At 72.3% G+C, this 23,141-nt stretch carries 23 protein-coding genes and 1 riboswitch; of the genes, 17 read left to right on the top strand and 6 right to left on the bottom strand.

Going from position 1 to position 23,141, the window contains the following annotated elements:
- Positions 1-67: 67 nt before the first annotated feature.
- Positions 68-970 (top strand): DUF4097 family beta strand repeat-containing protein, encoded by a 903-nt coding sequence (locus IF30_RS0111215; RefSeq protein WP_030235674.1) that lies wholly within the window; start codon positions 68-70, stop codon positions 968-970.
- Between the two features lies 1 nt (position 971).
- Complete coding sequence (locus IF30_RS0111210; protein WP_030235671.1) at positions 972-2,036, top strand: helix-turn-helix transcriptional regulator; 1,065 nt, start codon at positions 972-974, stop codon at positions 2,034-2,036.
- A gap of 157 nt (positions 2,037-2,193) precedes the next feature.
- Here IF30_RS0111210 and IF30_RS0111205 read toward each other — a convergent pair whose 3' ends face one another.
- On the bottom strand, positions 2,194-3,156 hold the full coding sequence (locus tag IF30_RS0111205; protein WP_030235670.1) for a zinc-binding dehydrogenase: 963 nt from the start codon (positions 3,154-3,156) through the stop codon (positions 2,194-2,196).
- 117 nt (positions 3,157-3,273) lie between these two features.
- On the bottom strand, positions 3,274-4,470 hold the full coding sequence (locus IF30_RS0111200) for an NAD(P)-dependent malic enzyme (RefSeq protein ID WP_030235668.1): 1,197 nt from the start codon (positions 4,468-4,470) through the stop codon (positions 3,274-3,276).
- A 584-nt stretch (positions 4,471-5,054) separates the two neighbouring features.
- On the opposite strand from IF30_RS0111200, the gene IF30_RS0111195 reads away from it, so the two are divergent.
- From IF30_RS0111195 to IF30_RS0111175, 5 genes are all read left to right on the top strand, one after another.
- Positions 5,055-5,981, top strand: a complete 927-nt coding sequence (locus tag IF30_RS0111195; protein ID WP_030235666.1) for an ABC transporter substrate-binding protein — start codon at positions 5,055-5,057, stop codon at positions 5,979-5,981.
- A gap of 428 nt (positions 5,982-6,409) precedes the next feature.
- A complete protein-coding gene (locus IF30_RS0111190) occupies positions 6,410-7,336 on the top strand; it encodes an ABC transporter substrate-binding protein (protein ID WP_051709865.1) in 927 nt (308 codons plus the stop codon).
- Between the two features lie 44 nt (positions 7,337-7,380).
- Positions 7,381-8,346: an amino acid ABC transporter permease gene (locus IF30_RS0111185; protein ID WP_051709862.1), complete on the top strand. Its 966-nt coding sequence runs from the start codon at positions 7,381-7,383 to the stop codon at positions 8,344-8,346.
- Positions 8,343-9,146: an amino acid ABC transporter ATP-binding protein gene (locus IF30_RS0111180; RefSeq protein WP_051709859.1), complete on the top strand. Its 804-nt coding sequence runs from the start codon at positions 8,343-8,345 to the stop codon at positions 9,144-9,146. Before IF30_RS0111185 ends, IF30_RS0111180 begins: the two co-directional genes overlap by 4 nt.
- A 163-nt stretch (positions 9,147-9,309) precedes the next feature.
- Positions 9,310-9,897, top strand: coding sequence for a CGNR zinc finger domain-containing protein (locus tag IF30_RS0111175; protein WP_030235654.1), 588 nt, complete (start codon positions 9,310-9,312; stop codon positions 9,895-9,897).
- A 74-nt stretch (positions 9,898-9,971) separates the two neighbouring features.
- Here the strand turns inward: IF30_RS0111175 and sodX are convergent, their stop codons facing one another.
- Positions 9,972-10,334 (bottom strand): nickel-type superoxide dismutase maturation protease, encoded by a 363-nt coding sequence (gene sodX, locus IF30_RS41295; RefSeq protein ID WP_078891323.1) that lies wholly within the window; start codon positions 10,332-10,334, stop codon positions 9,972-9,974.
- A gap of 266 nt (positions 10,335-10,600) precedes the next feature.
- Between sodX and sodN the strand changes: the two genes are divergently transcribed.
- The 8 genes from sodN to IF30_RS0111130 all read left to right on the top strand — a co-directional run bounded on the left by sodN (position 10,601) and on the right by IF30_RS0111130 (position 17,169).
- The gene (sodN, locus tag IF30_RS0111165; protein ID WP_030235648.1) at positions 10,601-10,996 is read left to right on the top strand and encodes a superoxide dismutase, Ni; all 396 of its coding nucleotides are present in this window, start codon (positions 10,601-10,603) and stop codon (positions 10,994-10,996) included.
- Between the two features lie 122 nt (positions 10,997-11,118).
- Positions 11,119-11,249: riboswitch (cobalamin riboswitch) on the top strand.
- 101 nt (positions 11,250-11,350) lie between these two features.
- Positions 11,351-12,406 carry a FecCD family ABC transporter permease gene (locus IF30_RS0111160; RefSeq protein WP_030235645.1) on the top strand — a complete coding sequence of 352 codons (1,056 nt, stop codon included), beginning with the start codon at positions 11,351-11,353 and terminating at the stop codon, positions 12,404-12,406.
- A 77-nt stretch (positions 12,407-12,483) separates the two neighbouring features.
- A complete protein-coding gene (locus tag IF30_RS0111155; RefSeq protein ID WP_051709937.1) occupies positions 12,484-13,332 on the top strand; it encodes an ABC transporter ATP-binding protein in 849 nt (282 codons plus the stop codon).
- An 18-nt stretch (positions 13,333-13,350) separates the two neighbouring features.
- Positions 13,351-14,343: an ABC transporter substrate-binding protein gene (locus IF30_RS0111150; RefSeq protein WP_030235640.1), complete on the top strand. Its 993-nt coding sequence runs from the start codon at positions 13,351-13,353 to the stop codon at positions 14,341-14,343.
- A gap of 98 nt (positions 14,344-14,441) precedes the next feature.
- Positions 14,442-14,828 (top strand): nuclear transport factor 2 family protein, encoded by a 387-nt coding sequence (locus IF30_RS0111145; protein ID WP_030235637.1) that lies wholly within the window; start codon positions 14,442-14,444, stop codon positions 14,826-14,828.
- A 10-nt stretch (positions 14,829-14,838) separates the two neighbouring features.
- Positions 14,839-15,315, top strand: coding sequence for a GNAT family N-acetyltransferase (locus IF30_RS0111140; protein WP_030235636.1), 477 nt, complete (start codon positions 14,839-14,841; stop codon positions 15,313-15,315).
- A gap of 215 nt (positions 15,316-15,530) precedes the next feature.
- On the top strand, positions 15,531-15,941 hold the full coding sequence (locus IF30_RS0111135; protein ID WP_030235635.1) for an anti-sigma regulatory factor: 411 nt from the start codon (positions 15,531-15,533) through the stop codon (positions 15,939-15,941).
- A 193-nt stretch (positions 15,942-16,134) separates the two neighbouring features.
- Entirely contained in the window at positions 16,135-17,169 is a 1,035-nt protein-coding gene (locus tag IF30_RS0111130) for an RNA polymerase sigma factor SigF (RefSeq protein ID WP_078891306.1), read from the top strand.
- A gap of 60 nt (positions 17,170-17,229) precedes the next feature.
- Here the strand turns inward: IF30_RS0111130 and IF30_RS0111125 are convergent, their stop codons facing one another.
- Positions 17,230-17,658, bottom strand: coding sequence for a hypothetical protein (locus tag IF30_RS0111125; RefSeq protein WP_037899678.1), 429 nt, complete (start codon positions 17,656-17,658; stop codon positions 17,230-17,232).
- A gap of 50 nt (positions 17,659-17,708) precedes the next feature.
- On the opposite strand from IF30_RS0111125, the gene IF30_RS0111120 reads away from it, so the two are divergent.
- Positions 17,709-18,680 (top strand): diacylglycerol/lipid kinase family protein, encoded by a 972-nt coding sequence (locus tag IF30_RS0111120; RefSeq protein ID WP_030235628.1) that lies wholly within the window; start codon positions 17,709-17,711, stop codon positions 18,678-18,680.
- Positions 18,681-19,047: 367 nt separating this feature from the next.
- Positions 19,048-19,299, top strand: coding sequence for a WhiB family transcriptional regulator (locus IF30_RS0111115; protein WP_014138019.1), 252 nt, complete (start codon positions 19,048-19,050; stop codon positions 19,297-19,299).
- Between the two features lie 524 nt (positions 19,300-19,823).
- Here the strand turns inward: IF30_RS0111115 and IF30_RS0111110 are convergent.
- Both IF30_RS0111110 and IF30_RS0111105 read right to left on the bottom strand, forming a co-directional pair.
- Complete coding sequence (locus IF30_RS0111110; protein WP_037899701.1) at positions 19,824-21,335, bottom strand: sensor histidine kinase; 1,512 nt, start codon at positions 21,333-21,335, stop codon at positions 19,824-19,826.
- 531 nt (positions 21,336-21,866) lie between these two features.
- Complete coding sequence (locus tag IF30_RS0111105) at positions 21,867-22,925, bottom strand: SIS domain-containing protein (RefSeq protein WP_030235618.1); 1,059 nt, start codon at positions 22,923-22,925, stop codon at positions 21,867-21,869.
- Positions 22,926-23,141 lie beyond the last annotated feature (216 nt).

The following is a 23,141-nucleotide window of genomic DNA, read 5'->3' as shown; positions in this document are numbered from 1 at the left end:
GACACGCGATATATCGTCTTCAGGAGAGGACGCGATACATCGCGATCGACAACGGGAGGCGACAGAGATGAGCCAGTGGACGGTCGAGGGCCCCGAGAGGATCACCGTCGAGGAGCCGGTCCGCGCGCTGCACGTGCGGATCATCGACGGCACGGTCAACGTGGTGGCGGCCGAGGGCCCGGCCCGCCTGGAGGTCACCGACCTCCAGGGCGAGCCGCTGCACGTGACCCTGGTGGACGGTGTCCTGACGGTCACCTACAAGGACCTCAACAGCTGGGGCGAGTTCGGCGAGGCGCTCAAGTCGGTCGGCTCGGCCAAGAACTTCTTCGGCTCCTTCAAGCGCAAGCGGATCGCCGGCGTCACGGTGACCGTCCCCGCCGACGCCGACGTCAAGGTCGGCACCGTCTCGGCCGGCGCCACCGTCTCCGGCATCGCCGGGAACGTCTCGGTGCACAGCGCCAACGGCGACGCCACCCTGGTCGGCCTGAGCGGCCGCACCGATGCCAACACCGTCACCGGCGACGTCGACGCCCAGGCGGTGGGCGGCCGGCTCCGGATCAACAGCGTCTCCGGGCAGCTCACCGTGGTCGCCGGCACCGCCGACCAGGTCCAGGCCCACGCCGTCACCGGCGCCGTCACCCTGGACCTCGACGTGGACGGCGAGGCCGAGGTCAAGGTCTCCACCGTCAGCGGCCCGGTCGTGGTCCGGATCCCCTCCCGCACCGACGCCAGGGTCGAGGCCGGCTCCACCAGCGGCGACATCTCCAGCAGCTTCGACGAGCTCAAGCTGAGCGGCACCTGGGGCGCCAAGAAGCTGTCCGGCCAGCTCGGCGAGGGCCGCGGCAGCCTCAGCGTCACCACCGTCTCCGGCGCGGTGACCGTCCTGAGCCGCCCCGAGCCCGAGGACGAGGGCCCGGCCAAGGAGCTCCCGGCCGCCCCCGGCAAGCCCGACCTCACCAAGGAGGCCTGAGATGACCCCCGTGTTCGGCCACGGCCGGCTCCGGCTGTACCTGCTGAAGCTGCTGGAGGAGGCGCCCCGGCACGGCTACGAGGTGATCCGCCTGCTGGAGGAGCGCTTCCAGGGCCTGTACGCCCCCTCCGCCGGGACGGTCTACCCGCGGCTGGCCAAGCTGGAGCAGGAGGGCCTGGTCGCCCACAGCACCGAGGGCGGCCGCAAGGTCTACCGGCTGACCGACCCCGGGCGCGCCGAACTCGAAGCCCGGCGGGGCGAGTTGGACGAGCTGGAGCTGGAGATCCGGGACTCCGTGGCGCACCTCGCCGGGGCGATTCGCGAGGACGTCCGGGACAGCGCCAAGGACCTGCGCGAGGAGCTGTGGAAGGCCGCCGGCCAGGCCCCCCGGCCGGACCGCGCCGAGGGCGGCGGGGATCCGTGGGCCGGGCCCTGGGGCGACAACGAGTCCTGGCAGCGCGCCAAGGAGGAGTTCGCCCAGTTCAAGCGGCAGGCCAAGGAGCAGGCCAAGCGCGCCCGGGAGCAGGAGAAGGCCGCCAAGGCCAAGGCGAAGGCCGCCGAGGAGGAGGCCCGCCGGCTGCGCGAGCAGGCCAAGGCGTCCCGCTCCGCCGCGCAGCAGGAGGCGCTGCGGATCAAGCGCCGGGTCGAGCAGCAGGTGCGCGAGCACGCCGCGAAGGGCGACTGGCCGACCGGGCTGGCCGAAGGGCTGGCCGAGCTCACCAAGGGCCTGTCCGGTCTGGCCGACGCGGCCCGCTGGGGCCAGTCGGGAGACGAGCCCGCCTCGCCGGACGAGCGGGTCACCGTGACCAGGATCGACCTGGACAAGGACGGCCCCGGCGAGGACGGCCCGGTCCAGGGCGGGCCCGCCACCCCGGCCGACCTGCCCTCCTGGGCCCGCACCGACCCGGCCGAGGACCCTGGCCGCGAGCTGGAGCGGCTGCTCGACCGCTTCCGCGACCAGGTCCGCGACGCGGCCCGGGACGGCGGGGTGGACGCGGACCGGCTGACCGCGGCCCGCTCGGTGCTGGGCGCCGCGGGCGAGCGGCTGAAGCGGCTGCTCGGCTGAGGGCCGTCCGCGCCCCTGCTGACCGGCCGACCTGCTGACCGGCCGCCCGGTCGGCACCCGCAGGGATCCGGGCCCGGTGTTCTCCGACGGGAGCACCGGGCCCCCTCGCCCGCCCGGCGTTCCGGCGCCAGGCCGGCGCTTCGGGGCCTCCCGCGCCTCAGGGGTTCAGGACGATCTTGCCGAAGACGTCGCCCTTGGCGAGCCGGGCGAAGCCGTCCCGGGCCTCCGTCAGCGGCAGCACCGAGTCGATCACCGGGCGGACGCCGGTGTTGGCGCAGAGTGCGAGCAGCCCGGCCAGCTCCTCCTTGGTGCCCATGGTCGAGCCGACCACCTTGAGCTCCAGGAAGAAGATCCGGTTGAGCTCCGCGGCGCTCGGGCTGGGGCCGGAGGTGGCGCCCGAGATGACGATGGTGCCGCCGGGGCGCAGTGACTTCACCGAGTGCGACCAGGTCGCGGCGCCGACCGTCTCCATCACCGCGTCCACCCGGGCGGGCAGCCGGGCGCCGCTCTCGAACGCCTCGTCGGCGCCCAGCTCCACCGCCCGGCGGCGCTTGGCCTCGTCCCGGCCGGTGACCCAGATCCGCAGGCCGGCGGCCTTGCCGAGGACGATCAGGGCGGTCGACACGCCGCCGCCCGCGCCCTGCACCAGGACGGTGTCACCGGGCCTGACCCCGCCGTTGGTGAACAGCATCCGGTAGGCCGTCAGCCAGGCGGTGGGCAGGCAGGCGGCCTCCTCGAAGCTCAGCTCGGCGGGCTTGGGCAGCAGGTTCCAGGTGGGGACCGCCACCTGCTGGGCGAAGGTGCCCTGGTAGCGCTCGGTGAGGATGGAGCGCGGCTCCCGGGGGCCGACCCCGTGGCCGGTCTGGCCGATCACCGAGTGGATCACCACCTCGTTGCCGTCCTCGTCGATGCCCGCGGCGTCGCAGCCGAGGATCATCGGCAGCTTCTCGGCGGGCAGGCCGACCCCGCGCAGCGACCACAGGTCGTGGTGGTTGAGGCTGGCGGCCCTGACCGTGACCAGGCTCCACCCGGGGCGGGCCTGCGGCTCGGGGAGTTCGCCCAGTTCCAGCCCGCCGAGCGGGTCGTCGGCGTCGATACGTGCGGCGTAGGCAGCAAACATGACCCGGACGATAGCGGCGACGGCCGGGGCCGGGAACCACGCGTGGGTGTGACGCGTGTCCCTGCCCCGGCCGTCCGCCGTCGGTTCGTCAGCCGGCCCTCCGGCCGTCGGCCCGGTTCAGATCCGGGCCACGCCCTCGGCCCGGGCGGCCTCGGCGACGGCCTTGGTGACCGCCGGGGCGACCCGCTCGTCGAACGGCGAGGGGATGACCTTCTGCGGCGTCAGCTCGTCGGCCACCACGCCGGCCAGCGCCTTGGCGGCGGCCAGCTTCATGCCCTCGGTGATCCGGCTGGCCCGGACCTGCAGGGCGCCGGCGAAGATGCCGGGGAAGGCCAGCACGTTGTTGATCTGGTTCGGGAAGTCACTGCGCCCGGTGGCGACGACCGCCGCGTACTTGTGCGCGACCTCGGGGTGGATCTCCGGGTTGGGGTTGGCCATCGCGAAGATGAAGGCGCCCTCGGCCATGGTCGCGACGACCTCCTCCGGCACGGTGCCGCCGGAGACGCCGATGAACACGTCGGCGCCGGCCAGCGCGTCGGCGAGCGAGCCCTTGAGGCCCGAACGGTTGGTCAGCGCGGCGATCTCCGCCTTGACGTCGGTGAGGTCGCCGCGGCCCTCGTGGACCACGCCCTTGCGGTCGCAGACCGCCACGTCGCCGATGCCGGCCGCGACCAGCATCTTGGCGATGGCGATCCCGGCCGCGCCGGCGCCGGAGATGACGGCCCGCAGCGAGCCGATCTCGCGGCCGGTCACCTTGGCCGCGTTCCACAGGGCGGCGGTGCTGACGATCGCGGTGCCGTGCTGGTCGTCGTGGAAGACCGGGATGTCCAGGGCCTCCTGGAGCCGGCGCTCGATCTCGAAGCAGCGCGGGGCGGAGATGTCCTCCAGGTTGACGCCGCCGAAGGAGGGCGCCAGCCGGACCACGGTCTCGACGATCTCGTCGACCCCGGTGCAGGCGAGCGCGATCGGCACCGCGTCCACGCCGCCGAACTGCTTGAACAGGATGGCCTTGCCCTCCATCACGGGCAGCGAGGCCTGCGGGCCGATGTCGCCGAGGCCGAGCACCGCGGTGCCGTCGGTGACCACCGCGACGGTGTTGGACTTCCAGGTGTAGTCGTTGACCAGCTCCGGCTGCTCGGCGATGGCCGTGCAGACGCGGGCGACACCCGGGGTGTAGGCGAGGGACAGGTCGTCCGCGTCGCGCACCGGGACGGTCGCCCGGATCTCCATCTTGCCGCCGCGGTGGAGCGCGAAAACCGCGTCGACCGGATCGTCGGTGTCCTGGGTGCTGCTGCTGATGATCTCCGCTGCCACGATGACCTCTTCGTCATTGATCGGGCGAGGACGCGCGGCCGACGGGCAGGACGACCCGTCCGGAAACCGGAAACCGGGTACGCCGAAGCGGACCCGGGGTCGGGGTCGGGGCGCTGCCGTCGGGCGGCGCCCTCGGATGAGGGTTTTATGGGGTCTTGTGTTGCCCGCGTCGTACTACGGGGCCGAGCCTAGGTCGGACAAAGGCATCGCACCTATGCCTTTTCGTCCTCGTCACGCGCGCTTCATCGCCGCGCTGTCGCGTCCCAGGGGCCCGGCTTCGGAAGCGCCGGGCTCCGGCGGCGGCAACGGCATGAGCACACGCTTACCCGCTGGAGTGAACGCAGAGCCGAAGGGGAGTCGGCACTCCGGATACGGAGCCGCGTGAGGACTTCCGTTCCCGAGAACCCGAGCCTGTCGGGGCTCGTCGGTCTGGTTCGAGCGTTCGGGGGTCACCCGGTACCGAATTCTGACACACCCGCCGCCGGGCCCGGCAGGGCGGGATGGCAGGATCGCTTGGCCGCCACCGCGCGTACACCACCGCGACACCGTGGCGACCGCACGTCCCTCCCACAGGAGCACCCCTCATGCCTCACCTCCTCCCCGCCCGCCGGCCGGCCCTGGCCGGCGCCGTCCTGGCCACCGCCGGGGCCCTGCTGCTGACCGGTTGCGGCGGTGGCGGACAGGCGGCCCCGGACGACCCGGTCAAGGACATCCGCGACAAGCTGCCGAAGGCGCAGCGCGCGGCCGGGGTGCTGCGGATCGGCATGGACGTCAACTACGCGCCGGTCGAGTTCCGCGGCCAGGACGGCAAGCCGGCCGGCCTCGACCCGGACCTGGCGGCCGCCTTGGGCAAGATCCTCGACGTGCGGGTCGAGTTCGTGGACACGCCGTTCGCCAAGCTGGTGCCGAACCTGCAGGGCAAGCAGTACGACGTGGCGATGTCGGCGCTCAGCGACATCCGCCAGCGCCGCGACGGCCTGGACGAGAACGGCAAGCAGGTCGACCCGGGCGTGGACTTCGTGGACTACTTCATCGCCGGCACCTCGATCGTCGTCCCGAAGGGCAACCCGAAGGGGATCAAGACCCTGGACGACCTGTGCGGCAAGACCGTCGCGCTGCAGCAGGGCACCACCCAGGACGAGATCGCCACCCGCCAGGTGGCGGTCTGCGCCCGAACCGGCCGCCAGCTGACCCTGCACAAGCTGGAAAGCGACGCCAAGGCGCTGGCCGAGGTCACCTCCGGCGCTGCCGCGGCCGGCCTGAACGACTTCCCGGTGGCCGCCTACGCGGCGAAGACCACCGACGGCGGCGGCCGCTTCGAGGTGACCGGCGGGCAGTCCACCTCCAACCCGTACGGGATCGCGGTGCGCAAGGGCGACAACGAGCTGCGGGACGTCCTGGCCAAGGCGGTGGACCAGTTGATCCGCAGCGGCGAGTACGACAAGGTCCTCACCAAGTGGGGCGTCAGCGCCGGCGCGGCGCAGAACGCGGTGGTCAACGGGGGCATCTGAGCGGGCGGGCGGCGGGCCTTTCGGGCGGAGCACAGAGCGGTCTGCATACTTATGCGCAGAGTGACAGGGGAACGGAATCAGTCCGAATAGCGGACAGTGTGACCCCTTGTTATCCGATTTTGATCTGGATGGGGGCCACCTGACCGTCATCAGATGGCAGGATTCCCCCCATCTCGGATCGAGCCGACCACTGGTCGAGGCGGTTCAGGTCAACGTCCACCTCGGCGGAGGGTGGCGGAAGCAGCACCTCGCAGAACCCTGGGCGGTCCCAGCGCCCAGGCACCGCACGACCCGGCCGGCACGTACGACGACGTACGACGCACACCCGTACGACGGGAACCCGTACGACGCCGTTCGGCCCGCTCCCAGGTGCGCCGCTCCCGCGGCGCGCTCCGCCCGACCTTCTCTCCCAGGAGGAGATCCCCCTCATGACCGCCCGTACCAAGCGCAACCGGCTCTTCGCTGCCGGTGTGGTCGCCGCCTCCGTGTCCCTCGTCCTGACCGGCTGCAGCAGCAGCAAGAGCGAGAGCAGCGGCGCCCCCAACGCCTCCACGACCGTCAACGAGGTCAAGGCCGACCCCAAGCTGGCGGCCCTCGTCCCGGACGACGTCAAGGCGGCCGGCAAGCTCGTGGTCGGCGCCGACGCCTCGTACGCGCCGGACGAGTTCAAGGACGACAGCGGCAAGATCATCGGCATGGACGTCGACCTGGCCGACGCCATCGCCAAGAAGCTCGGCCTCACGGCCGAGGTCCAGGACTCGGGCTTCACCGCGATCATCCCCGGCATCCAGTCGAACAAGTTCCAGCTCGGCATGTCGTCCTTCACGGACAACAAGGAGCGCGAGCAGATCGTCGACATGGTGACCTACTTCAACTCCGGCAGCGCCATCGCCGTGAAGAAGGGCAACCCGGAGAAGATCGACCCGAAGGACCTCTGCGGCAAGAAGGTCGCCGTCCAGACCGGCACCACCCAGGCCGACGAGATCAAGGACACCCGCAACCCGGACTGCGCCAAGGCCGGCAAGCCGGGCATCCAGAACGACGGCGACAAGTTCGACCTCCAGACGGACGTCACCAACGCCGTCGTCTCCGGTCGCGACCAGGCGATGATGGCCGACTCCCAGGTCGTCGACTACGCGATCAAGCAGTCCGGCGGGCAGCTGGAGAAGGTCGGCGACACCTACGGCGTGGCCCCCTACGGCGTCGCCCTGGCCAAGGGCTCCAAGCTCACCCCGGCCGTCCAGGGCGCCGTCCAGTCGCTGATCGACGACGGCACCTACAAGCAGATCCTCACCAAGTGGGGCGTCGAAGCCGGTGCCCTCGACAAGTCGACCGTCAACGGCGCCGTCAGCTGATCCCGCCTGCTCCATCTCTCCCCCGAGGCCACACCGTGAACTCTATGGACCAGGGGACGCCGGAGAAGGGACGGCCTGAGACCATCAAGGCCGTCCCGGTCCGCCACCCCGGACGCTGGGTGGGCGCCGTCGTCATCGCCCTGCTCGCAGCCATGCTGCTGAGCGCCCTCCTCACCAACCCCGCCTTCAAGTGGGACATCGTCGGGCAGTACCTCTTCCACGACAGCATCGTGCACGGCATGGTCGTGACACTGGAGCTGACCGCCCTCTCCATGCTCATGGGTGTGGTCGGCGGCATCATCCTCGCGGTGATGCGGCTGTCCCCGAACCCGCTGCTCTCCGGCACGGCCTGGGTCTACATCTGGGTCTTCCGCGGCACCCCGGTGCTGGTGCAGCTGGTGTTCTGGAACTTCCTCGGCCTGATCTGGGCCAAGCTGTCGATCGGCGTCCCGTGGGGCCCGGAGTTCTGGTCCGAGTCGACCAACGTCCTGATCCCGACCTTCGTCGCCGCCCTGCTGGGCCTCGGCCTCAACGAGGCCGCCTACATGGCGGAGATCGTCCGCGGCGGCATCCAGTCGGTCGACGAGGGCCAGACCGAGGCCGCGCACGCCCTCGGCATGAGCCGGTTCCAGACCATGCGGCGGATCGTCCTGCCCCAGGCCATGCGGGTGATCATCCCGCCCACCGGCAACGAGACCATCTCGATGCTCAAGACCACCTCGCTGGTCTCGGTCATCTCCCTGGAGGAGATCTTCCGGGCCGGCCAGGTCATCTACTCTCGGAACTACCAGAACATCCCGCTGCTGATCGTCGTCAGCCTCTGGTACCTGTTCTTCACCTCGGTGCTGACCATCGGCCAGTACTACATCGAGCGCCACTACGCCCGAGGCTCCAACCGCACCCTCCCGCCCACCCCGCTGCAGCGACTGCGGGGCCTGTTCGCCGGGAAGCCCGCCCCCAGGACGACCGCCGACGTCGTCCCTGGGCTTGAGGGAGGTGGTCACGTATGACCGATCCGACCAAGACCCCCGCCGGCTCCGCCGCGACCGCCGAGCCCATGGTCCGCGCCGAGAACGTGCACAAGTCCTACGGCCCGGTCGAGGTGCTCAAGGGCATCGACCTGGAGGTCCGGCAGGGCGAGGTGTTCTGCCTGATCGGCCCGTCCGGCTCCGGCAAGTCGACCTTCCTGCGGTGCATCAACCACCTGGAGAAGATCAACGGCGGCCGCCTCTGGGTGGACGGCGAGCTGGTCGGCTACCGCCAGCGGGGCGACAAGCTCCACGAGCTCAAGGACCGCGAGGTCGCCCTGAAGCGGCAGGACATCGGCATGGTGTTCCAGCGCTTCAACCTGTTCCCGCACATGACCGCCATAGACAACATCATCGAGGCGCCGATCCAGGTCAGGGGCGAGAACAAGGCCGACGCCCGGGAGCGCGGGATGGCCCTGCTGGAGCGGGTCGGCCTCGCCGACAAGGCGAAGAACTACCCCTCCCAGCTCTCCGGCGGCCAGCAGCAGCGCGTGGCGATCGCCCGCGCGCTGGCCATGAAGCCCAAGCTGATGCTCTTCGACGAGCCCACCTCGGCGCTCGACCCGGAGCTGGTCGGCGACGTCCTCGACGTCATGCGCGGCCTCGCCGAGGAGGGCATGACCATGGTGGTCGTCACCCACGAGATGGGCTTCGCCCGCGAGGTCGGCGACGCGCTGGTGTTCATGGACGGCGGCGTGGTCGTCGAGTCCGGCAACCCCCGCGACGTGCTCACCGACCCCCAGCACGAACGCACCAGGGCCTTCCTCTCCAAGGTCCTCTGAGCCCGTGCCCTGAGCACCTGCTCCGATCCCGCGGGCCCGTCCCGCGGTCCGAGCCCGTCCGTCGGCGCCCGGCAGGCAGCTCCTGCCGGGCGCCGACGTTTTCCCCGCCCAGGTAATAGGCTGGAAGCAGTCAGCCCGTTACCGATTCTCTGGAAGGACCGCCGTGGAGCTCGCCTCGTACGCCGATCTCGCCGTCCGGCTGGTCAACACCGAGGAGCCCGAGCGCGGCACCGACACGCTGACCTCCGTGGACGCGGTACGGGCCCTGTTCTCCGACTCCTCGCGGGCCGCCGCGCTCGCCGACGAATCCGACCTGCCCCGGCTGCGGGCGGTGCGGACCAGGCTGCGCGGGGTCTTCGAAGCCGCCGCCGAAGGGGACGAGACCCGGGGCGTCGACCTGCTCAACAGCCTGCTGATGGAGTACCCCGTCAGCCCGCTGGTCTCCGGCCACGACCACCTGGACGACGCCGGACAGCCCCGCTGGCACCTGCACCTGGCCGACAACTCGGCCACCGCCACCGCACACTTCAGCGCCGTCGCCTGCATGGGCTTGGCCGTCCACCTGACCGAGCTGGGCGCCGACCGCCTCGGCATCTGCCAGGCCGCGCCCTGCCGCAACGCCTACCTGGACACCTCGACCAACCGCTCCCGCCGCTACTGCTCGGACCGCTGCGCGACCCGGGCCAACGTCGCCGCCTACCGGGCCCGCAAGCGCCAGGAGGCGGAGGCCGCGCTGGGCACCGGCAAATAGCGGGCCCGCCTGCCTCCCGCGCCCACCGGCCCCCGCCGCCGCACGCCCCCGACCCGCTGCGCACCCCCGACCCGCTACACCTCCTCGACCCGCACGCCGAGGCGGCGGGCCAACCCGGGCACCCGAGCCAGCCGCGGGGTCAGCAGCAGCCGCTCCAGCCGGCGGCCCGGCGCCAGCCAGGCCGGGCGCGGACGCAGCCGCAGCAGCACCCGGCCGAGCACCAGCTCGTCCGGGACGGCGCCGTAACTGCGGCTGTCGCTGTCCACCGGGCGGTTGTCGGAGAGCAGCCACCAGCCGCCGGCCCGGCGTTCGACGGCCCGCTTCACCACCAGCAGGTCCTGCTGGAAGGGGTGCCGGAAGAGCACCACCGCGCCCGGCCGGATCGGCGCGCCGTAGCGCACCAGCAGCTGGTCGCCCTCCCGCAGGGTCGGGACCATCGACGGGCCCGCCACGTCGACCAGCCCGAACGGCAACGCGCCGCCCCGGCCCGCCCGTTCCCCGCCCCCGGGTTCCGCGCTCCGCGTCACGACTCCTCCTCGCACCGGTCCGGCCCCAGTCTGCCGTACGGACCGTCACCTGTCCGATGTCCGGATTGGCCCGGTTCCGGGTCCGCCTTTTGCCCTAGGCCCACCGCCCGATCGCGAAACCCGGGAGGCGGAAGGGTAATCTCGGGCGCGGGAAGACGATCTAAGGAAGGACTCCCATGTTCTCTCGTCTGTTTGCACCGCGTGCCACCGCTCACGCCCACTGTGACCTGCCCTGCGGCGTGTACGACCCGGCGCAGGCCCGGATCGAGGCCGAGTCGGTCAAGGCCACCCAGGAGAAGTACCAGGCCAACGAGGACCCGCACTTCCGCGCCCGCGCGATCATCATCAAGGAGCAGCGCGCCGAGGCCGTCAAGCACCACATCTCGGTGCTGTGGAGCGACTACTTCAAGGCCCCGCACTTCGAGAAGTACCCGAACCTGCACCAGCTGGTCAACGACACCCTGAAGGCCGCCTCGGCCGCCAAGGCGTCCACCGACCCGGCCACCGGCCAGGCCCTGCTGGACCTGATCGCCGAGGTCGACAAGATCTTCTGGGAGACCAAGCAGGCCTGAGCCTGACGCGTCGCCACCCGACCGCCCCCGTCCGCGCCGCCGGACGGGGGCGGTCGTGCGTCCACGCCCGAAGCCGTGCGCCCGGGCCCGAGCCGACCCCGGTAAGGGTTACAGGCCCTGAGTGACTGTTATGCTGCCAGGGCGTCCGAGGGAGAAGTCCGGTGAGAGTCCGGCGCTGACCCGCAACGGTGAGCGAGCCCGTACCCAGCCGTACGGCCCCGCCAGCCCGATCGCCCTCGGCCGCTGGACTCCCGACGACTCGCCGTGGACTGCGAGCGGAACGGCGCTCCGGCACGCCCGCGGCCGGCGCCCGCCCCGGCGCACCCACGGCCCGAGGCAAGGCGCGACCCGCACGTGAGTGACACGCCCGTTCGCCGAATACCCACGCTCCCGCTCGCCGTCGGCCTCGCCGCCGCCCTGCTGCTCTCCCTGGTCTGCGGGGTCGCGTCCGGCTCCTCCGGGATCGGACTCCCCCGCGTCCTGCGGCTGCTGGGCGCCGGACTGACGGGCGGTCAGCTGGAGGCGGGCGAGGCGGCCGCGTACGCCATCGTCTGGGAGATCAGGCTGCCGCGCACCGTACTGGCCGCCGTCGTCGGCGCCGGACTGGCCGCCACCGGGGTCGCCGTCCAGGCACTGGTGCGCAACGCGCTGGCCGACCCCTTCGTGCTCGGCATCTCCTCCGGCGCGGCCGTCGGCGCCAACGCCGTCCTGCTGTTCGGCGCCTTCGCCTCGCTCGGGGTGTGGGCGGTCTCCGCCTCCGCCTTCGGCTCCGCCCTGGCCGCCATGTCGCTGGTCTACCTCGCCGCCCGCACCGCGTACGGGCTCACCCCGCTGCGCCTGGTGCTCACCGGCACCGCCCTCTCGTACGGCTTCTCCGCCGCCACCACCCTGATGGTCTTCGCGGCCGACCGGGGCGAAGCCGCCCGCGACGCCATGATGTGGCTGCTCGGCAGCCTCGGCGGCGCCACCTGGGGCTCGGTGCCGATCGCCGCCGCCACCGTGCTGGCCGGGCTGGCCCACCTGGTCCGCGCCGCCGGGAGGTTGGACGCGCTCGCCATGGGCGACGAGACCTCGGCCTCGCTCGGCGTGGACCCGGACCGGCTGCGCCGGGAGCTGTTCGTGGTGACCGCCGCCGTCACCGGCACGGTGGTCGCGGTCAGCGGGGCGATCGGCTTCGTCGGGCTGCTGGTGCCGCACCTGGCGCGGATGCTGGTCGGCGCCGGGCACCGCCGGGTGCTGCTGGTCGCACCGCTCGCCGGGGCGCTGCTGCTGGTCTGGGTGGACATCGCCTCCCGCACCCTGCTGGCGCCCGCCGAACTGCCCGTCGGGGTGTTCACCGCCGTGCTGGGCGTGCCCGCCTTCCTGCTGATGATGCGCCGTCGCGGCCAGGCCTTCGGAGGCACCCGGTGACCGGCGTGGACGGCGCTACCGGCGCGGACGGCGCGACCGGCGTGACCGACGCGACCGGGGGGACCGGCGCTGCCCGCCTGACGAGGGCCCAGGACCTCGGCGTAGACGCCGTCTCGGTGGAACTGGCCGGCACCCGGCTGGTCCACGAGGTCAGCCTGGCTGCCGCCGCCGGGCAGGTGGTCGGCCTGATCGGGCCGAACGGCAGCGGCAAGTCGACCCTGCTGCGCTGCGTCTACCGGGTGCTGCGGCCCGCCGGCGGGGCCGTCCGGCTGGACGGCGACGACCTGCACGCGCTCACCGCCCGCGAGACGGCCCGGCGGGTGGCCGCCCTGACCCAGGAGCACTCCGCCGAGTTCGACTTCACGGTGGCCGAGGTGGTCGCCATGGGCCGGCTGCCGCACCGGCGCGGGCTCGGCGCCCCGACCGAGGGGGACCGGGAGCGCTGCGCCGAGGCCCTGCGCAGGGTCCGGGCCGGGCACCTCGCCGAGCGGGGCTTCCTGAGCCTGTCCGGGGGCGAGAAGCAGCGCGTGCTCTTCGCCCGCGCGCTCGTCCAGGAACCGCGCCTGCTGGTGCTGGACGAGCCCACCAACCACCTCGACATCGCACACCAGTTGGAGTTGCTGGCGCTGGCCCGCGAGGCCGGCCCGACGGTGCTCACCGCACTGCACGACCTCAACCTGGCGGCGAGGCACTGCGATCTGCTCTACGTGCTGCGGGCCGGCCGGATCGTCGCCGCCGGCCCGCCCGGCGAAGTGCTGCGGCCCGCCCTGCTGGCCGAGGTGTTCGGCGTCCGCGCCACCCCGGTCCGGCACCCGGAGACCGGCACCCTCCAACTGCTGTTCGACCGTCTCCCCCATGCGGAGCGCCCGGCCCGCCCCGACCGCTCCGACCGCTCCGACCGCCCCGACCGCTCTCCCGACGCCTGACCCACCGGAGGAACCCCCGTGCGCACCAAGGCCGTTGCCGCCACCGCCCCGCTCGTCCTCGCGCTCACCGCCTGCGGCGCCGAGATCGCCCCGAAGGACTCCGCCACCGGCTCCGCCCACTACCCGGTCACCGTGGAGAACTGCGGGGAGAAGCTGACCTTCGACCGCAAGCCCGCCCGGGCCGTGACCAACGACGTCAACCTCACCGAGCTGATGCTCTCCCTCGGCCTCGCCGACCGGATGGCCGGGTACGTCATGCCGGACGACAAGGGCAGGGTCGACCGGGTGCCCTGGAAGGACGGCTACCAGCAGACCGCGTGGCTCTCCAGGAAGGCACTGACCAAGGAGGTCGCCCTTGACGCCAGGGCCGACCTGGTCCTCGCCGGCTGGCACTACGGCTTCGACGAGGGCAGCGGCGTCACCCCGCAGGCGTTCAGGGCCCTCGGCGTCGACGCGTACGTGCTGAGCGAGTCCTGCCGCAGCGGCGCCGGCAGCGAACGCGGCGTGATGGACCCGCTGGACGCGCTCTACACCGACCTCGCCAACCTCGGCGCGATCTTCGACGTCAGGGACCGCGCCGACAGCCTGATCGCCGACTCCAGGGCCCGGATCGCCGCCGTCCCGCAGCCGGAGCGCCGCCCGTCCGTCTTCCTGTACGACAGCGGGCAGGACAAGCCGTACACCGCCGGGAAGTTCGCCGCCGCGCACCAGATCATCGCCAAGGCCGGCGGGACCAACATCATGGGCGACCTCGCCGACTCCTGGGTCACCGCCGGTTGGGAGAGCGTGGTGCGGCGCGACCCCGAGGTGATCGTCATCAGCGACTACGGGACGCCCGGCGCCGACGAGAAGCGGAAGTTCCTCAAGTCCTTCCCGCCGCTGGCCGACGTCTCCGCGGTCAGGAACGACCGGATCTTCGTCCTGGACTACGTCGACCTGGTGGAGAGCCCGCGCAACCCCGCCGCGATCGGCGCCCTGGCCGACTACCTGCGCACCGTCCCGGCCCCCTGACCGCCCCGACCCCGCGCCGGCGGCGGCCACTCCGGGCGCCACCGCCGGGCGTAGGCTCGAGGTACGAGCCGACGGACCCCGACCGGAGGAGCGAGATCATGACCACCATGGCGTCCCCCGCCGCCGCCTTCGACACCCGCGCGCTGCGCGAGGGCATCGAGCGCCGCGACGCCGAGGCCCTGCTGGCGCTCTACGCGCAGGACGCGGAACTGCGCGTGGTCGACCGCACGACCCAGCCCAGCCACCCCCTGGTGATGCACGGGCTGGAGGAGATCGGCGCCATGCTCGCCGACGTCTACGGCCGGGAGATGACCCACAAGCTGGAGCAGGTCGTCGTCCAGGACGACCACGTGGCGTTCCTGGAGTCCTGCCGCTACCCGGACGGCGTCCGGGTGCTGATGGCCTCGATGGCCGACCTGCGGGACGGGCGGATCGTCGACCAGACCTCCGTCCAGGCCTGGGACGAGACCGGGCCCGAGCAGTAGGCTCGCAGACATGATCCGCGCCGCCGTCGCCACCGACGTCCCCGTCGTCCACACCATGATCCGCGAACTGGCGGAGTACGAGAAGGCCCCGCACGAGGCGGTGGCCACCGAGGAGCAGCTGCACGAGGCGCTGTTCGGCGACGCCCCGGCGTTGTTCGGCCTGATCGCCGAGGACGACACCACCGGCGAGCCGGTGGGCTTCGCCGTCTGGTTCCTCAACTTCTCGACCTGGCGCGGCACCCACGGGATCTACCTGGAGGACCTGTACGTCCGCCCGCAGGCGCGCGGTGGCGGCCACGGCAAGGCGCTGCTGCTGGAACTCGCCCGGATCGCCGTCGAACGCGGCTACTCCCGGGTGGAGTGGTCGGTCCTGGACTGGAACCAGCCCTCGATCGACTTCTACAAGTCGCTCGGTGCGGAGCCGATGGACGAGTGGACCGTCCACCGGCTCACCGGTGAGGCGCTCGCCGCCGCCGGCCGCCGCTGAGCGGACCGTCGGAGTCCGGAAAAGGGTCTGCCACCCTGCGTCGCAATGCCTTACCATGAGTAACCCCGAACCGGGGTGCGGAAAGCAGAGCGATGGCGGACCCGCGACACCGGGCCCCTTTTTCGAGAGGCGGCATTACGGGTACAGCAGGGGCAAGCAAGAGCGGTAACCAGCGGGGTACCAAGCAAGCACAGCGCGCCACCCAGGAGGCAAGGGTGTCCCAGATCGACGGCGATCTCGGTGTTCAGGATTTCGTGGAGGTGCGGCTCCCCGCGGCGGGGGCCTACCTCTCCGTCCTGCGAACAGCGACGGCCGGGTTGGCCGCCCGGCTGGATTTCACCCTCGACGAGATCGAGGACCTGCGGATCGCGGTCGACGAGGCCTGCGCCATCCTGCTCCAGCAGGCGGTGCCGGGCTCCGTACTGTCCTGCGAGTTCCGGTTGGTCGGCGACTCGTTGAAGGTCACCGTCGCCGCCCCGACGACCGACGGCAAGGCTCCCGAACGGGACACCTTCGCCTGGACCGTGCTCTCCGCCCTCGCGGGCGAGGTCGACTCCTCGGTCGCCGAGGACAAGACCGTGTCGATCAGCCTGCACAAGAAGCGCGGCGGGTCCGCCGCCCACTAGCGGTCGGGCGCCGAACCGCACCGCGCGGCAGCCGAACAGCACCAGCAGCACCGAGCAGCACCCGCGCAAGGGCCGTCCGCCGCTCCCCCGACCAGGGGCCCGGCGGACGGCTCCCGGTACCGCCCCGCGCGGTACGACCAACGAGACGAATCCGGGGCCACCGGCCCCGGTGCTCCCGGAACGGAACGGGGGAATGGCCGTGAGTGATCTGGACCGTACCGGCCTCGCGACGGCGGGACCTGCCGTACCGACCCAGGCGAGCGTTCCCGGCCTCGCCGCCAACGACGAAGCGCACCCGAAGGACGCCCACCGGATGAGCCACCCGACCGAGCCGACGTCCGAGCCGACGCCTGCCGCCGCGCCCCCGCCGGATCCGGTGGAGCAGGTGGCTCCGGCGGAACCGGCGGAGCCGGGGAGCGTGGCGGAGCCGCCGCACGGCGCCGTGCCCGCCCAGAGCTCGCACCGCACCGGCGCCCCGGACCGGGAGGCCGCCCGCGCGCTGTTCGTCCGGCTGTCCGCGCTGCCCGAGGGCTCCCCGGAGCGGGTCGAGCTGCGCAACCAGCTGGTGCGGATGCACATCCCGCTGGTCGAGCACCTGGCCCGGCGCTTCCGCAACCGCGGCGAGCCGCTGGACGACCTGACCCAGGTCGCCACCATCGGCCTGATCAAGTCGGTGGACCGCTTCGACCACGAGCGCGGGGTCGAGTTCTCCACCTACGCGACGCCGACCATCGTCGGCGAGATCAAGCGGCACTTCCGCGACAAGGGCTGGGCGGTGCGCGTCCCGCGCCGACTGCAGGAGCTGCGGCTGTCGCTCACCACGGCGACCAGCGAGCTCTCCCAGCGGCACGGCCGCTCCCCCACGGTGCACGAGCTGGCCGAGCACCTGGGGATCTCCGAGGAGGACGTCCTGGAGGGCCTGGAGTCCGCCAACGCGTACTCCACGCTGTCCCTGGACGTGCCGGACAGCGACGACGAGTCGCCGGCCGTCGCCGACACCCTGGGCGCCACCGATGAGGCGCTGGAGGGCGTCGAGTACCGCGAGTCCCTCAAACCGCTGCTGGCCCAACTGCCGCCCCGGGAGCAGAAGATCCTGGTGCTGCGGTTCTTCCGCAACATGACCCAGTCGCAGATCGCCGCCGAGGTGGGGATCTCCCAGATGCACGTGTCCCGGCTGCTCGCCCGGACGTTGGCCCAGCTGCGGGAGAAGCTGCTGGTGGAGGAGTAGCGCTGACGGCCGCTCAGCTCGGGCTGGGCGGCCGTCCGGCGCCCCGGCGGTCCTGCGCGCTCAGTCCTCGGACGGGGCGTACAGGGCCGCCGTCGACTTCGGGCTCAGCAGGGCACCGATGCCCACCAGCCCGAGCACGCCGACCAGCACGCCGGCGGCGATCATCGCGCCGCCGTTCTCGACCATGTAGTACGCGACCGGCAGGCAGATCGAGTTGGTCAGCACCGCCGGGCTGCGGCCCCAGCGGCGCTCCTTCAGCAGCGCGCGGGCGGCCAGGACCGGCAGCACGCCGAGCAGCACGATGACCAGGCCGCCGAACTCGTTCAGCGCCAGCTGCTTGGACTGGCCGGACAGCGCGGCCACCATGTCCCAGACGCCGACGACGGCGAGCGCGGCGCCCTCCAGGGCGGTGATGGCGGCGCCCAGGGCCAGGGACGCCGGGCGGCCGGTGCCGGCCGCGGGTACGGGTGCGGAGGTTTCTGCGGTCACTCCAGCAGGGTAGCCGCCGGTTGGTCCGTACCGCCCCGTAGGCTTTCCCCATGCGCGCTCTCCTGGTCGTGAACCACAAGGCCACCACCACCAGTGGCCGGACCAGGGACGTCCTGATCCACGCGCTGCGCAGCGACCTCAAGCTGGAGGTGGCCGAGACGCAGTACCGGGGGCACGCGCGCGACCTGGCCCGGGAGGCCGCGGTGGACGGCACGGTCGACCTGGTGGTGGCCCTGGGCGGCGACGGCACCGTCAACGAGGTGGTGAACGGGCTGCTGACGCACGGCCCGGGCGACAAGGTCCCGCGACTGGCCGTGGTGCCGGGCGGTTCGACCAACGTGTTCGCCCGCGCCCTGGGCCTGCCCAACGACCCCGTGGAGGCCACCGGGGCGCTGCTGGACGCGCTGGAGCACAAGCGGGAGCGACCGATCGGGCTGGGCAAGGCGATGACCGAGGGGCTGCCGGACCGCTGGTTCACCTTCACCGCCGGCCTCGGCTTCGACGCCGGGGTGGTCGGCCGGGTCGAGGAGCAGCGCAAGGCGGGGCGCAAGTCCACCCACGCCCTGTACGTGAGGGAGGCGCTCCGGCACTACCTCACCCAGCGTGAGCAGCGCCGCTCCGGCCCGGTCTCCCTTGAACTACCGGGCCACGGGGCCGTTCCGGGGCTGGTGCTGTCGATAGTCAGCAACACCTCGCCGTGGACGTTCCTCGGCAACCGTCCGGTCTACCCCTCACCGCTGGCCTCCTTCGACACGGATCTCGACGTCTTCGGCATCACCCGGATGACGGCGTTCGGAACCGCTCGAACGATCCGTCAGATCCTGCGGGCGCACACGCCTTCGAGCGATGGCGCTCCGCCCGCCGGCCCCTCCGGGAAACACGTCGTCTCCTACCACGACGTCAGGCACTTCACCTTGGTTTCAGAGGAACCGGCCCCGTTCCAGGTGGACGGGGACCACCTTGGAGACAGGAGTCGCGTCAGTTTCACAGGCGTACGGCGGGCACTGCGTGTGATTGTGTGACCGGAAGGGGGGTTCGCCCTTCTTCTCGAACGCACAAGCCCCCTTCACTCCATAGAAGTACCGGCTGTGAGCTAGGCGACACCGAAGAATCAAAAATTCCTCCTCGAAGGGGGTTGTATCCGAGCCCGAGGTTTGCGAACCTCTACATGGCGATCGGGACACATCGCAGCGACGGCGACTCCGGAACAACAGGAGCACCGACCGCGGGGTGCCCCTCGAATCGCCGAATCCCCCCCAGCACAGACCACCCGGGCCCGGTAGGCCTTTGGTCTCTTTTGCTGTTGCGGGATTCGTGAAAGCGTTCACATTCACAAGCCATCGATTGTGCCGTCGGGCCACCCCCGTCGGCAGGAGGAGTTGGACGACCATGGACTGGCGCCACCGCGCTGTCTGCCGCGAAGAGGACCCGGAGCTGTTCTTCCCGATCGGGAACACCGGTCCTGCTCTGCTGCAGATCGAGGAAGCCAAGGCCGTGTGCCGCCGTTGTCCGGTCATGGAACAGTGCCTCCAGTGGGCTCTGGAGACCGGTCAGGACGCCGGCGTCTGGGGCGGCATGAGCGAGGACGAGCGTCGCGCGATGAAGCGCCGCGCCGCCCGCAACCGCGCCCGCACCGCCTGATCCGACGATCACACGGCGTAGCACCAGCAGTGACCGCAAGACCGATCAACACATGATCAAAGGCTTCCCTGCACCTCCTGGTGAAGCCTTCCGCACAACGGACCTTGCCCAGGCAGGTCCCGCGACACCGAACCCGCCCAGGCACTTGATACTGTTCACTTAGAGCAATATCGTGGAGCTACGGCGCTCACCGTGTGCAACGCACCGGCGAGGTGTCGCACTACCCAGAGCCCCCGTTCCGGCCGACTCCCCCCGACGGCCGGAACGGGTTGAGAGGCCCTGTCGACCCACCCCCCCCCGGTCGACAGGGCCTCGTTTCTGTTTCTGCGGCCCGCACGGTTCCGCGCTCTCCGCAGTCTCCGCGGTCGGCGTGGTTTCGCGGTTCGTGCGGCCTCCGCGCCCGGCCCGGTGCGCCAGCCGGGGCGTACGGAGCACGCACCCGGCGTGCTTGCCGGGCGCGCGCCCCCGCCAGGCTTCCGCACTACCGAACCTCAGCGGGACTCCGGCGGGGCCTCAGCGGGACTTCAGCGGACCGGGATCTCCAGGATCACCTTCGTACCGCCGTTCGGGCCGGCCACCATGTCGAAGGTGCCGCCCAGCTCACCGGTGGCCAGCGTCCGGACGATCTGGAGGCCGAGGTTCCCCGCCGTCTGCGGGTCGAAGTCCTCCGGCATGCCGCGGCCGTCGTCCTGCACCGTGATCAGCAGGTACTCCTCGGGCCGGGCGCCGCCGTTCCAGCTGTCCGACCAGCCCATCCCGGTCGCCGGGGCCCGCCCGCGCAGCGCGCTGACCTCCAGGTTCCCGGAGGCGGTCGGGCCGAAGGCGTGCTCCAGGGCGTTCTGCAGCAGTTCGGTCAGCACCATCGACAGCGGGGTGGCCACCTCGGCGGACAGGATGCCGAAGCTGCCGGTGCGGCGGGTCGCCACCCGGCCGTCCTGGGACAGCTCCATTGCCATCGCCAGCACCCGGTCGGCGATCTCGTCGAAGGCCACCCGCTCGTCCAGCCCCTGGGAGAGCGTCTCGTGCACGATCGCGATCGAGCCGACCCGGCGCACCGCCTCGTCCAGCGCGGCCCGCCCGGACTCCGACTCCATCCGGCGGGACTGCAGCCGCAGCAGCGCCGCGACGGTCTGCAGGTTGTTCTTCACCCGGTGGTGGATCTCCCGGATGGTGGCGTCCTTGGTCATCAGTTCGCGGTCGCGGCGGCGCAGCTCGGTGACGTCCCGGCAGAGCACCAGCGAACCGGTCAGGACGCCCTTGGGCTTGAGCGGGATCGCCCGCAGGGTCACCACTCCCCCCTGGGCCTCCACCTCGGTCTGCCGGGGCGCCCAGCCACTGGCCAGCTTCACCAGCGCCTCGTGGACGGCCGCCCGGGCCGGCGGGGCGAGGTCGGCGGTGGCCCGGCCGAGGTGGCTGCCGACCAGGTCGGAGGTGAAGCCGAGGCGGTGGTAGGCGGAGAGGGCGTTGGGGCTGGCGTAGGTGACGATGCCGTCCGCGTCCAGGCGGATCAGGCCGTCGCCGACCCGGGGGGCCGCGTCCATGTCGATCTGCTCGTGCCCGGGGAAGGGGAAGCTGCCGGCCGCGATCATCTGGGCCAGGTCGGAGGCGCTCTGCAGGTACGTGAGTTCGAGCCGGCTGGGGGTGCGGACGGTCAGCAGGTTGGTGTTGCGGGCGATCACCCCGAGCACCTTGCCCTCGCGCCGGACCGGGATCGACTCGACCCGGACCGGGACCTCCTCGCGCCACTCCGGGTCGCCCTCGCGCACGATCCGGCCCTCGTCGAAGGCGGCGTCCAGCAGCGGGCGGCGGCCGCGCGGGACGAGGTGGCCGACCATGTCGTCCTGGTAGGAGGTGGGCCCGGTGTTGGGCCGCATCTGCGCCACCGAGACGTACCGGATGCCGTCCCAGGTGGGGATCCACAGCACCAGGTCGGCGAAGGAGAGGTCGGAGAGCAGCTGCCACTCCGAGACCAGCATGTGGAGCCATTCCACGTCCGCCCCGGTGAGGGTGGTGTGGCGGCGGACGAGTTCGTTCAGCGAGGGCACATGGCGAGGGTAGCGCCGCCGGTCCGGGCGGGGCGCGGCGGACCGGCGGGCGGACGGACCGGGACCGGGCGGGGCGCGGTCCCGGGGCTCGGGCGGGGCTCGGGCGGGGCGCGGGCGGGGCGCGGGCGTGACGGCCCGGCAACCGACCGGAGTTGTCCAGACCAATGTGCGAAGCGGCCTGGACAACCCAGATTGGTCTAGTCCACAATGAAAGAGCACCAAGGAGAGGCCCCCGCGCAACTGCCCTGACCGCGCGCGGCCCTTCCTCGGTCGGACGCCGCCGAACGAGGACCCCGCACAGTCCTCGATCGATCCCGGCGCCCGACGACAGCTCCGGGCTGCGGTGCCGCACGGGTTGAGGGTCCCGTGTCGGCGCCGTGGCCCGTAGTGCTTCCCGGCCGCCGGCCGCGACCCGGACCACGTCCCCACCCGGAACGCGTCCCCCTGCCATGTCCCGCCGCTCCGCCGACCGGCCCCGTCCACAGGCTGTGGACGGGGCCGGTCGGCGTGCCGGGCCCGGGGTCAGCGGGTCTCGGTGACCTTGGCCAGGGCGCGCGGCGCGTCCGGGTCCTGACCGCGGGCGATGGTGACCTCGTACGCCAGCAGCTGCAGCGGCAGGATCTCCAGGATCGGCTGCACCTCCTCGGGCACGCCCGCCGGGAGTGCGAAGCCCGCCGAGGCGGCGTCCACCTGCGCCTGCTGGCCGATCACCACCAGGTCCGCGCCGCGGCCGCGCAGGCGGTCCAGCACCGGCTGCAGCGCCTCGCCGCCCTTGCCGTCGGGGACGATCGCGATCACCGGCGAGACGTTGTCCACCATGGCCAGCGGGCCGTGCAGCAGGTCCGCGCCGGAGAACGGGGAGGCCGGGATGTACGTGGTCTCCATCAGCTTCAGCGCCGCCTCGCGGGCGGTCGGGTAGCCGTAGCCCCGCGAGGTGATGACCAGGCGCTGGGCGAAGCGGTACCGCTCGGCCAGCGCCTTCACCTCGGGCTTGCGGCCCAGCACGCCGGCGGCCAGGTCCGGCAGCCCCTCGGCGGCCGCGCCGTCGCCGCCGCGCAGGCCCTCGACCAGCAGGTAGAGCGCCAGCAGCTCGGCGGTGTAGGTCTTGGTGGCGGGCAGCGCCTTCTCCGGGCCGGCCAGCACGTCGATGTGGAACTCGGAGACCTCGGCCAGCGGCGAGGCGGCGTTGTTGGTGACCGCGAGGGTGATCGCCCCGGCCTCGCGGGCGGCCTTGGTGGAGGCCACCAGGTCGGGCGAGCCGCCGGACTGGCTGACGGTGACGACCAGGACGTCGGTGAGGTCCGGCTTGGCGCCGTACGCGGTGGTGGTGGACATCGAGGTCAGGCCGGCGGGCTTGCCGAGCAGGATCTCGACGAGGTACTTGGCGTACAGCGCCGCGTTGTCGGACGTGCCGCGGGCGGTGAGCAGGACGAAGCGCGGGTTGCGGGCGGCGATCCCGGCCGCGACCTCGCGGATCTTCGGGGCACCCTCGTCGAGGATGCGCTGGAGGACGGCCGGCTGCTCGGCCATCTCCGCCGCCATGATCCGGCCGGGCACGGAAACCGTCTGCGGGTCGGACATCTGGGTCTGCCTCCGATGAGATGGTTCGACCCCGCCCGGGCGGCTGCCCGACGGGGACCTCTACGGCGGCGAGTCCGCACACTCGCTGCGGTTCTTCGTGCGGCAATCGTACGGGCGCGCCCGCAGCGGGGCACCTGCGTGCGCCCCGCCCGGAGGCGAGCGGGGCGCACGGCGGCGGGCCGGGTCGGGCCGGGGTCGGGACCGGGTCGGCCCCGG

The organism is Streptomyces sp. NRRL S-350, from assembly GCF_000719705.1.
Classification (GTDB): Bacteria; Actinomycetota; Actinomycetes; order Streptomycetales; family Streptomycetaceae; genus Kitasatospora.
Note: the sequence above shows the minus strand (reverse complement) of the source record. Positions and strands in the feature narration are given on the sequence as shown.

Bases quoted from the DNA above. Each gene is read 5' to 3' on its own strand.
- IF30_RS0111215 (WP_030235674.1), top strand. From the start codon at position 68: ATGAGCCAGTGGACGGTCGAGGGCCCCGAGAGGATCACCGTCGAGGAG.
- IF30_RS0111210 (WP_030235671.1), top strand. From the start codon at position 972: ATGACCCCCGTGTTCGGCCACGGCCGGCTCCGGCTGTACCTGCTGAAG.
- IF30_RS0111205 (WP_030235670.1), bottom strand. From the start codon at position 3,156: ATGTTTGCTGCCTACGCCGCACGTATCGACGCCGACGACCCGCTCGGC.
- IF30_RS0111195 (WP_030235666.1), top strand. From the start codon at position 5,055: ATGCCTCACCTCCTCCCCGCCCGCCGGCCGGCCCTGGCCGGCGCCGTC.
- IF30_RS0111190 (WP_051709865.1), top strand. From the start codon at position 6,410: ATGACCGCCCGTACCAAGCGCAACCGGCTCTTCGCTGCCGGTGTGGTC.
- IF30_RS0111185 (WP_051709862.1), top strand. From the start codon at position 7,381: ATGGACCAGGGGACGCCGGAGAAGGGACGGCCTGAGACCATCAAGGCC.
- IF30_RS0111180 (WP_051709859.1), top strand. From the start codon at position 8,343: ATGACCGATCCGACCAAGACCCCCGCCGGCTCCGCCGCGACCGCCGAG.
- sodX (WP_078891323.1), bottom strand. From the start codon at position 10,334: ATGGTCCCGACCCTGCGGGAGGGCGACCAGCTGCTGGTGCGCTACGGC.
- sodN (WP_030235648.1), top strand. From the start codon at position 10,601: ATGTTCTCTCGTCTGTTTGCACCGCGTGCCACCGCTCACGCCCACTGT.
- IF30_RS0111145 (WP_030235637.1), top strand. From the start codon at position 14,442: ATGACCACCATGGCGTCCCCCGCCGCCGCCTTCGACACCCGCGCGCTG.
- IF30_RS0111140 (WP_030235636.1), top strand. From the start codon at position 14,839: ATGATCCGCGCCGCCGTCGCCACCGACGTCCCCGTCGTCCACACCATG.
- IF30_RS0111130 (WP_078891306.1), top strand. From the start codon at position 16,135: ATGGCCGTGAGTGATCTGGACCGTACCGGCCTCGCGACGGCGGGACCT.
- IF30_RS0111120 (WP_030235628.1), top strand. From the start codon at position 17,709: ATGCGCGCTCTCCTGGTCGTGAACCACAAGGCCACCACCACCAGTGGC.
- IF30_RS0111115 (WP_014138019.1), top strand. From the start codon at position 19,048: ATGGACTGGCGCCACCGCGCTGTCTGCCGCGAAGAGGACCCGGAGCTG.
- IF30_RS0111105 (WP_030235618.1), bottom strand. From the start codon at position 22,925: ATGTCCGACCCGCAGACGGTTTCCGTGCCCGGCCGGATCATGGCGGCG.